The organism is Actinocrinis sp., from assembly GCF_035650855.1.
Lineage (GTDB): Bacteria > Actinomycetota > Actinomycetes > Streptomycetales > Catenulisporaceae > Actinocrinis.
On sequence record NZ_DASRGV010000040.1, the window covers coordinates 1 to 10,282 of the forward strand.

Below are 10,282 nucleotides of genomic sequence, written 5' to 3' on the forward strand. Positions count from 1 at the left end.
TCCGACGTACTCCCACCAGGCATACGGTGTCGTGTTGCTGTACAAGCGGGTGCCCGCCTGGATGAGTCCGCCGTTCACTCCGCCGAGCCCGACCCAGGTCACCTCGTCGGTGGGGCCGGCGCAGTTGCAGGTGTGCGCGTAGTTCTGGGTCCAGTGCGAAACGACCTGGTCGTAAGTCCTGCCGGTGTTGATGTAGCCGGCCCAGCCGGTGTCGGACGTGTGCGCGGCTCGCGCGTCCGTCGGCACCTTCTGGGTCCTCGTCACCGGTGCGCCCTGGCAGAACGCCGGGGTGCTGACGCCCTTGTACGACGCCATGCTCTTCGACCACGAAGCCAAGGCGCCGGCGGAGGCCGGGCGGGTCGGCAGGTTCATCTCCTGGAGCTCAGCGTTGCTTGCCGAGCTGGGATTGAACCCCGCGGGCGGGACGATCTCGAAACCCTCGTGCCCCGCCACCTCGAAGGTGTACTTCGTCCCGCCGTGCGCTGTGCGCGAGGCCCCGTTGGGAACCAGCGCGGACGTCCCGGCCGGGCAGTGCGGAGTGGCAGGGTGCGCGATGCCCGCAGCCCAGGCACCGGTGCTCGAAGGTGCCGGGGTGGCGGCTGCCGGGCCCGACGCGAGCGCTCCGACCAGGCCCGCGGCACTGGCTGCCGTGGCGATCATCTGCCCCAGACGACGATGTATCAGCATTCCGACTCCCCGTTGCGCTCGCTCGAGTCCTGACGACTTGTCACGTGTTACTCCTGTTTTCGTGCAACTCCGGCTTGCTGTTCGCACCGCACCACACGCTGCCCGAGGGGGCTTCCGCGCGGCTACGGCTTCGCTACGGCCCTGACCGTGACCGCGAATGAAGCCGTGGTAGGAAAGGACCGTCGATCATGCGCTACTGAGGTCATCCGGGGGGCGACAGTGTGGGTTGCGATTCTCGGTCCACTCGAAGTGCGCGATGCGGACGGCGTGGCCGCGCGGGTGCCGGCGGGCCGTGCCCGCACGGTCCTGGCGCTGCTCTGCCTGAGCCCGGGACGCGTCGTATCTCAGGACCGGCTGATCGATCTCGCCTGGAACGGCGCGCCGCCGGCGAGCGCGACGACGCGGCTGCACGGGTTCGTCAGCGAACTGCGTCGCGCGCTGCCGGCCGCGTCGGCGCCGGTCATCCGAACCGTCGGCCGCGGGTACTCGCTCGCCGTCGCCGAAGACCGGATCGACCTGCATCACGCACGTGGACTCGTGGAGCGCGCCCGCGCACAGCGGGACCGGGGCGACGTGGACGCGGCCGCCCGCGACCTGGCAGACGCGCTGGCACTCTGGCGCGGCCCGGCGTTCGACGGCATCGAGTGCACGCATCTGCAGGCAGAGGCGGACGCGATCGAACAAGAGCACGTTGACGCCCTGGAAGAGCTGGCCGATCTTCAGCTCGCCCGCGGGCAGCACGCCGCCGCCCTGCCCGGACTCGCCGAACTGGTGGCCCGCTACCCGCTGCGCGAGGGGCTGCGCGCCTCGCTGATGCGCGCGCTGGCCAGGTCCGGACGCCAGGCCGAGGCCATCGACACCTATCACGACCTGCGCCGGCGGCTTTCCGACGAGCTCGGTGTCGATCCCCTGCCACAGGTGCGACGACTTTTCGCGGCGATTCTGGACGGGGACCGGGAGCTGTTGGCGCCGGATCCGGTGCGAACCGCGCCGAGCGCGCAGTCTGCGCCACCGGCGGCTGCGCAGCAGCCCACTGCGATACCCCGTCAGCTGCCTGCGGCGGCGGGGCACTTCACCGGGCGATCCGGCGAACTGGAGTGGCTTACCGGGCTGGTGGATCGGTCCGATCCGGCGAAGGTGGTCGGTGCCACGGTCCTTATCTCAGCGATCGATGGGACGGCCGGTATCGGCAAGACCACGCTGGCGGTACACGCGGCGCACCGGCTGGCCGCGCGTTTCCCGAGCGGTCAGCTGTTCATCGACTTGCACGGCTACACCGAAGGGCACCTGCCGCGCGCGCCTGCCGAGGCGCTGGACTGGTTGCTGCGCGCCCTGGGCGTGCCTGCTCAGCAGATCCCCGCAGACGCCGACGCGCGCGCCGCGCTCTACCGCGAGCGCCTGGCCGATACCAAGACCCTGATCGTGCTGGACAACGCGGTCGACGAGGCGCAGGTGCGGCCGCTGCTGCCCGCGGCGCCCGGCTGCTTGGTGCTGATCACCAGCCGCAGGCGGCTCAAGGGCCTGGACGATGCCAACACCCTGTCGCTCGAACTGCTGACGCCGGCGGACGCGGCGGCGTTGCTGCGCGCGGTGGCCGGCGCGGACCGCATCGCGGCCGATGACCCGGTCCTCGACGAAGTCGCGCAGCTGTGCGGGTACCTGCCCCTCGCCCTCCGTATCGCCGGCGCGCTGATGCGACACCGCCGCGCCTGGAACCTGGAGCACTTGGCCGGGCTGCTGCGCGACCCTCGGCAGCGCGTGGCCGCCCTCTCAGACGGCGAACGCGACCTGGCCACGGTGTTCGACCTGTCCTACACCGGCCTGGGCGAGCAGCAGCAAGTATTGTTGCGCCGCCTGGGATCTGCACCCGGCTCGGATGCCGACGCGTATTCCGCCGCGACCCTGCTGGACACGGACCCGCGGACGGCCACCGGCCTGCTGGAGGACCTGGTCGATCACAACCTGTTGATCGCGCACGCCCCTGGCCGTTACCGGATGCATGACCTGATCCGCGCCCACACCCGCACCCTGGCTGAGCAGGACCCTGCGAAGCAGCGCGATGCTGCCGTGGACCGGCTGCTGCACTACTACGCGCACACTGCCCAAAGCGCGTCGGTACTGATCGCACGCTATCCGCGCCCGGCGCCGGACGGCCCCGCGCCCGCTCATGCGCCCGAGGTGTCCAGCTCGGGGGCCGCGCGGGCGTGGCTGCGTGCCGAACGCGACAACCTTGAGGCCGCGGTCGACTTCGCCCGCGGCCGCGATCTGCACGAGCGGGCCCTCGCGCTGTCCGCGGGTCTGGCCGAGATCCTGCGCGCCGACGGTCCGTCGGCTCGCGCCCTGGAGCTGCACCGGGCCGCGGCCGAGATCGGCGAACGCCAGGGCTACGCAGCCGGTCGCGCCAGAGCCTTGGCCGATCTAGGGGGCGTACGGCGCTTGACTGGTGATCTGCACGGCGCCGTCGAGGCGTTCACCGGCGCTCTGGAGATCTACCGCGAGATCGGCAACCGCCACGGCGAGGCCGGTGCCCTCAACGAGCTGGGTGGCCTGCGCCGCGAAACGGGTGATCTACGCGGGGCGCTTGAGGCGCTCAGCAGTGCCCTGGAGATCTACCGCGGGATCGGCAATCCCCACGGCGAGGCCGCCGTCCTCACGGACCTGGCAGGCGTACGGCGCCTGATGGTGGATTTGCCCGGAGCCGTCGACGCGCTGACCCACGCCCTGAAGCTGTGCGGCGAGATCGACTACCGCTACGGCGAAGCCGTAGCCCTCAACGAACTCGGGCGGGTACGGCGGATGATCGGGGATCTCCCCGGGGCGGTAGAGGCACTGGACCGGGCCCGGCAGATCTACCGCGAGCTCGACCATCGCCGCGGCGAGGCGAACATCCTCAACGACCAGGGACGCGTGCGCCGCCAGCTCGGGGATCTCGCGGGCGCCGCCGAGGCGCTGGCCCTCGCCCTGGAGATGTACCGCCAGCTCGGCCACCGCTACGGCGAGGCCTACGCCCTAACCGAGTTGGGGTGCGTGCGGCGCGACGCAGGCGACGCGTCGGGGGCCGCGGAAGCGCTGACCCGAGCACTGGAGATCTACCGGGCCGCCGGCAGTCGCGGCGACGAGGCTTGGGCACTCAACCATTACGCCGCCGCCATCGCCGACGGCGGTGACCTGACCCGCGCCCTCGCGCTCTACGAGCAGTCTCTCGCCATGAACCGCGAGTTGAACAAGCCGGACGACGAAGCACTCGCCCTGGAAGGGCTCGGCCGCTGCCACGTCGTCCTCGGCGAAACCGAGACCGCGGCGGCCCGGCTGCACCATGCGCTGCAGATCTACGAACGCCTGGGCATGACCCGCGACGCCGAACGCGTGCGCACCCGGCTGGCCGATCTGCCGACCTCCGAGTCCCCGGCGAATCTCCGCCGGAACGCATGCTGACCGCGGTGCGTCTAAGCCCCGAGGAGGATGCGCGATGAGGTGCGCTCGTACGAGTGTTGTCTCGCTGGCCGTGACCGCGGCCACGATCGCGGCCGCAGTATGCGGGCTGTCGTCGTGCGGGTCGGGTGCCGGGCAGGGAGGCGGAGGGCGCCCGGCCTCGACCGGATCCGCCACGTACAGCGGGACCACGGTCGCCAAGACGGCAGGACCCAGTGCAGTGCCGAGCACCGTTTCCCCGTCGGCAGTCAGCCTGTCATCGACGCGGCCTGCCCCCGCTCCCTCGCTGAGTTCGGGGGCGGATCCGCAGAACCCGGTCGACCGGCGCAAACCCACACCCCAGCCGACCGGCTCCTCACGCTGAGCGCTAGTACCGCGCTGCGCCCGCCCCGCGTACTTCCAAGTCCGAACGCACCGCGGGGTGGCAACCGCCGGAACGTTCCCGGACGGCCACCACCCCGCAGCAGTCACTCAGAGCTCACACAGCTGCCGGCTCCTCATCCGCCAGAGCCGTATCAGAACCCTCCCCGCCTGTGCGGGGCCGCCAGCGACCAGATGCCCCGGCCGTGGGTCGCGGCATAGATCTTGCCGTCTGGGCCGATCTTGATCTGCAGCGTGGCGTTCGTCGGCAGGTTCTCGCCGAGGATCTTCCACTCGGCCGAGTGCGCGCCGCGGTAGAACACCGCCAGGTCGGTGGCCAGCACCAGCGAGCCGTCCGGCAGGATCCGCACCGAGTTCGCGGGCACGTCGGGCAGGTTTGCGGAGATGTCGCACCAGGTGACCCCGCCGTCCCAGCTCTCGAAGATGTGCCCGACGCCGGCGCCGGGGCCCTCGGTCCACTTACGGGAGAAGCCGTTGACCGCGACGTAGACGTGGTTCGAGTTGTGCGGGTCGATCTCGAGCCCGGCCAGGTAGCGGTTGGGCACGGTGCCGTTGACCGGCAGGTTCAGCTGGTGCCAGCCGGTTCCGTCGGCCTTGCCCACCGCGATGCCGCGGGTGAAGCCGGGGCCGTTGCAGGACCCGCCGCACCACGCGGCGTAGATCGTCCCGCCGGACGCGGCGACCGCGGTCGCGACGTTGCCGGCACCGAGGTCGTAGACGTCGGTCCAGTCCGAGGTGGACCGGATCGCGAAGCCCTTGGTCTGCACGGCCACGTGCTCACCGCCCGCGACCCACACGTTCGGGTTCTTGGCGTCCGCGGTGAACGGCGCGATGAACCGGGCGTTGCCGGTCACCCCGTCGTTCGGCGGAACGCTGTACTCGGTGGCGGTCGACGGGTCGGTGCTCACGTTCGCGCCGCAGTCGTTGGTCACCCACATCGCGAGGTTCGTGTACTCCTCGGCGATGTTGCAGCCGTTCGCCGGGTCGACGAGGGTGTCGCCGCCGTCACCGCCGAAGTTGGAGCCCATGACCGGCTCGGTCGGGCGCAGGATCGACTGGCCGTTGTCCTGCAGACCGCCGGAGACGTCGAACCCGGCGCTCTTGGTGTCCTTGCCGACGCCGACCGAGTAGTACTGCAGCACGTCGATCGTGCCGTCGTTGAGCGACTGCCAGTCGGTGGCGTGGCCGAGGGCGTCGACCGAGCCCTTCACCGGACGCTTGTAGGCGCCGCCGTCATTGCCCACGACGACGTAGCTCTTGCCGTGGTAACTGCCGATCGTCACGGCGTGCTGGTCCGAGTGGGTGGTCTGCGAGCAGGTTCCGGACTGCTCGGTGGGGTCGATCGACCAGCAGGCGAAGGTGAAGTTCCAGTACGGGCCCACGGTCTGCCAGGTGGCGCCGGCGTCGTGGGATTCGTAGACCTCTTCGAGGCCCGCGTACAGGTGGCGCGGGTCGTTCGGGTCGACCTGCAGGAACTGGTTGTACCAGGCCTGGACGCCGGGGTTGTAGGTCGCGCCGGTCTCCGCCGAGCCCGAGGACTCCAGCTTGGCCGAGGTGGCCACCAGGGTCCACGGGCCGAACGGCGAGCCGCTGTTGGAGACGTAGATGCCGCCGAGCGTGCTCTTCGGGCTCGTGATCAGGGTCGGGTCCTGGTTGATCGCGTAGTACTTGGAGCCGTCCGCGGACCGTGCGAAGGTCACCGCGCCGACGTTCGCGGCCGCCGTGGGCAGGTCGCCGAGCGAGGTGGTGATCCGGGTCCACACCCCGCGCTGCTGGGTGTAGAAGCCGTTGTAGGTGTCGCCGCTGCGCCAGCCGATGGCCAGCACGACCTTCGACGGGTCCTTCGGGTCGGCGGCGATGTCGTTGGCGATGTTCTTGTAGATCGCGGAGGGGTCGCCCGCGAGCGGGCCGCCGGGCAGATAGGCGGGGTTCGGCGCGAACGCGAGCTTCCATGGGCCGGACAGGTTGCTCGCCGAGTGGGTCCACACGCCGCGCGTGGTCGCCGCCCAGACGGTGTCGCCGAAGATGCGCAGCTTGCGGATGCTGGTGGATTCCAGCTCGCTGCCGCCGACCCGGTCGCGCGGGGAGAACGTGCCGTGCTCGGGATCGCGCAGGACGTACACGCCCGATCCGGTGAACGTGTCGCCGGCGGTGTTGGCCTCGCCGGTGGCGTACCAGAGCTTGCCGTGGGCGTCGAGCACGAGGTCGCCGGTGGACTCCGCGGGCAGCTTGTCGGAGATGGGCGTCCAGTGTCCGCCGCCGACGCTGGAGCGCCACACGCCGCCGTTGGCCGCGCCCGCGTAGACGTGACCCTCGTTGTCCGCGGCAAGCCCGGTGATGCGCCCGGTCACGTTGCCGGAACCCGCGGAGGAGTTGGAGTCGTAGTCCCGGTAGATCGGATCGTCGGAGTTGTACGGCTTGTTCGTGACCTGCCGCCAGTCGCCGCCGACGTCGTCCATGGACTTCAGCTGGGCGATCGCCGCGCCGTAGGCTCCGGGCGCGACGATCCCGGGCGCGCTGCGTGCCTGGAAGTACTGCTGATCAGCCGAGGTCGGGTCGTCGACCCCGCCGTCCGCATTCCCGGGCGGCCCCCCGAGCGCGTTCGAGCGCACGAAGGCGTTCTGCTGCCCCGTGACGTGCGGACGGTTGTGCGATCCGCGCGGCGTCGAGGCCGCGTTGGCCGACGACCCGATCAGGGCCAGAGCGACCACGGAGACCACTCCGATCGGGAGCAGCCTCCGCTGTATATGAATTCTCATACGGTTAGGTCCCCACCTGTTCAACCCGAACGGCACGACACCCAAGGTTCGTGCACAGATATGACGACGAGGTTAGAGCGGAGATCAGCAACCTGTCGAGTGGCCGCGATCCGTCGAGGACGAGCCCTGATTTCACCCGTATTCGTGGTGTATTTCGGGATCGGGTCATGCGCTCCCGACCAATCGGAATGATGCGGATATCGAAGGCCATTCCTGGCGACGTGCGCACATGGGATGCCCACAGTGTGCCGGATTGTGGTGTCGCTGAACTCGAAGTTCCACCCGGACGGGAAGCGCTGTAGCGGCAGTGGATGCTCCTGTGCGTCTGCGGGAGGGCAAACTCGTGCATCTCACGGACACGACCCAGCCGTGCTGCAGATGCGGCGTTGGCGCTACATGGCCTACCGACGCGGCGCAGACCAAGTAGGTGCCTGCCGCCGCAGGACCAGCTCCCCCGTTGTTTCAGCTCTCGTCAGAACGTATGGGTGTGACTGCCTCGCGCCCGGTGAGCTGGAAGGCGCGCCGGTACTGCGCTGGGGTGGTGCCGCGGGCGCGGGCGAAGTGGCGCCGCAGTGTGTCGGGGCTGCCGAGCCCGCAGCGGGCCGATATCGCGGCGATCGTCTGGTCGCCGCGCTCCAGCAGCCGCTCGGCGAGCATGACGCGTTGTCGAGTGAGCCAGAAGCCGGGGGTTGTTCCCATCTGCTGGCGAAAGCGCCGGGCGAAGGTGCGCGGAGACATCGCCGCGCGGGCTGCCAGGGTTTCGACGGTGATGGGCTGGTCGAGGTGCTGCTGCGCCCACTGCAGGGTCTGCGCCAGCTCGTCGGGATGGCCGCACTCCGGAACGCTCATCTCAACGTACTGTGACTGTCCGCCGCTTCGGTGCGCGGGCACGACCATTTGGCGGGCGACCCGGTTGGCGATCTCAGCGCCGTGTTCACGGCGGATCAGGTGCAGGCACAGATCGATGGCAGCCGCCGATCCCGCGCTGGTCAGGATCGGTCCGTCCTCGATGTAGAGCCGGTCGGCCTCGACTTTCACCCGGGGATGGAGCTGGGCGAGCAGCGGTGCGTGCATCCAGTGCGTGGTGGCCCGGCGGCCATCGAGCAGTCCGGCCGCGGCCAGCACGAAAGCCCCGGTGCACGCGCTGGCCACGGTCGCGCCGCGGACAACGGCCTGCCGCAGCTGTTCGACCAGGGCCGCTGGCGGGGCGGGCAGCGGCGGGGCCGCACCCAGCACGAGGATCAGGTCCGCTTCAGCCAGAAAGTCCAGCGTGTGGCTGGGCATCACGGCGAAACCGGAGGTCGAGGCGATCGGCGCGATCTGCCCGGCGCAGACACCGAACCGGTATCCCGGCAGGCCCAAGCCCGTGCGGTCCAGGCCGAACACCTCGCAGGCGATGCCCAGCTCGAAGGTCGGCGCCGGCGCCATCACCGGTACAGCTACCGTCCGCAGCACCCGCCCATTTTGGCAGAAACTGCGGCAGGTGTGTCAGCCGTGCCAGGGCTGGCCGCGGGTCATCGCGGAGAAGGAGCAGACCACGAGAGGGGACCAAGAGGAAGGCGAACTGGCTGTGCCGACGACAATGACGGCCCCGCGCGGCGGGATCGCCGCGGCGCTCGGCGTCGTGTGGATCGTGTGGGGATCGACCTATATCGCGATGCGCGTGGCAGTACGTACGCTGCCGCCGCTGATGATGACCGGGGCCCGGTTCGCAATCGCTGGGCTGCTGATCTACGCCTGGTGCTGGTGGCAGCGCCGGCGACACCCCGAGGCCGGCTGGCGCCGCGGCAGCGCGCGCGAGTGGCGGGCCAGCGCGATCCTCGGCCTGCTACTGCCGGCCGCGGGCACCGGCGGCGCCACCTGGGCCGAGCAGAAACTGCCCGCAGGCACCGTCGCACTGCTCCTGGCCAGCATCCCGGTATGGCTGATCGCCACCAATCGCATCGCCGGACTCGAACACATCACCCGCCGCGCCACGATCGGCCTCCTACTGGGGCTTTGCGGCGTAGCCGTACTCGTCAATCCGTTCTCCGGCGCCGCTCCCGACCCGACCGCCTCAGCGGTCGCGCTCGGCGGCGCAGCGTGCTGGGGCGGCGGATCCGCCTACGCCAAGCGCGCCCCGCACCCCGATCAGCCGTTGTTGGGCAGCAGCATGCAGCTGATCTGCGCCGGCGCGGCGCTGTGCATCGCCGGCGCGGCCAGCGGAGACCTGTCGCGCATTCATGTCGGCGCGCTGACCTCCGAGAGCGCGCTCGCCGTGAGCTACCTGATCATCTTCGGCAGCCTGATTGCCTACAGCAGCTACGAGTGGCTGGTGCGCCACGCCTCCAGCCGACTCGCCGGAACCTACGCGTTCGTCAACCCGATCGTCGCGCTCCTGCTGGGATGGTGGCTGCTCGGCGAGCACGTCGGTATCCGCACACTCCTCGCCGCGACCGTCACCGTGACCGGCGTCGCCCTCATGGTCATACCAGCACGCACACGCAGCGCCACCACCAGCGCACCACACCAGCACGCCACGCCCCTCGGCGCCAGTGCCAGAAATCGGTGAGCTTTGATCACTAGACGCTCGTCGGGGTGGGTTGAGCGGCCGTGTGCCCAGCTGCGCAGCCGGCGAGCGAGTTCGGGTGCTGCTTTGAGGACTTGCGCCACGGTGACCACGTTGGCGACAGCGCCGACGACGTCGAGGGCGATGGTGAATTCGGACGGTCCTCGTTCGGTGTCCGCATCGGGCTCGACTGCTGCCATGACGTCCGCGGGCAAGCGCAGCTCAACGGCCATGGTGTGGCCTCCTTGTCAACGAGGCGATTCGATTGCGCAGGTCCTGGCTCAACGGCCGTAGTTGCTGCGGGGCCGGCTCTTCGGCGATGTAGCCGTCGTCCGCGAGCTTGACGACCAGGTCCAACTCGTCCAAAGCGAGAGGGTGGCTGAGGATCGCTCGATCGACCTTGATCTGAGTGGCGGCGAAGCTGGCGACTCGGTCGAGCGGCGCATGGCCGACACCGAAGTCATCGATCGCGAAG

At 70.1% G+C, this 10,282-nt stretch carries 4 protein-coding genes and 2 pseudogenes; 2 read left to right on the plus strand and 4 right to left on the minus strand.

The features are described from left to right. Window positions 1–660: pseudogene (locus tag VFB40_RS03510) on the minus strand (hypothetical protein); the annotation flags it as partial. Between the two features lie 246 nt (window positions 661–906). On the opposite strand from VFB40_RS03510, the gene VFB40_RS03515 reads away from it, so the two are divergent. Further along, window positions 907–4,122, plus strand: coding sequence for an AfsR/SARP family transcriptional regulator (locus VFB40_RS03515; RefSeq protein ID WP_324847803.1), 3,216 nt, complete (start codon window positions 907–909; stop codon window positions 4,120–4,122). Between the two features lie 512 nt (window positions 4,123–4,634). On the opposite strand, the gene VFB40_RS03520 is transcribed toward VFB40_RS03515, so the two are convergent. Both VFB40_RS03520 and VFB40_RS03525 read right to left on the minus strand, forming a co-directional pair. Further along, complete coding sequence (locus VFB40_RS03520) at window positions 4,635–7,259, minus strand: beta propeller repeat protein (protein ID WP_349261328.1); 2,625 nt, start codon at window positions 7,257–7,259, stop codon at window positions 4,635–4,637. 462 nt (window positions 7,260–7,721) lie between these two features. After that, entirely contained in the window at window positions 7,722–8,714 is a 993-nt protein-coding gene (locus tag VFB40_RS03525; RefSeq protein ID WP_324847805.1) for a GlxA family transcriptional regulator, read from the minus strand. Window positions 8,715–8,742: 28 nt separating this feature from the next. On the opposite strand from VFB40_RS03525, the gene VFB40_RS03530 reads away from it, so the two are divergent. Next, the gene (locus VFB40_RS03530; protein ID WP_324847806.1) at window positions 8,743–9,810 is read left to right on the plus strand and encodes an EamA family transporter; all 1,068 of its coding nucleotides are present in this window, start codon (window positions 8,743–8,745) and stop codon (window positions 9,808–9,810) included. A 219-nt stretch (window positions 9,811–10,029) separates the two neighbouring features. Here VFB40_RS03530 and VFB40_RS03535 read toward each other — a convergent pair. Further along, window positions 10,030–10,282 (minus strand): annotated as a pseudogene (locus VFB40_RS03535) (EAL domain-containing protein); the annotation flags it as partial.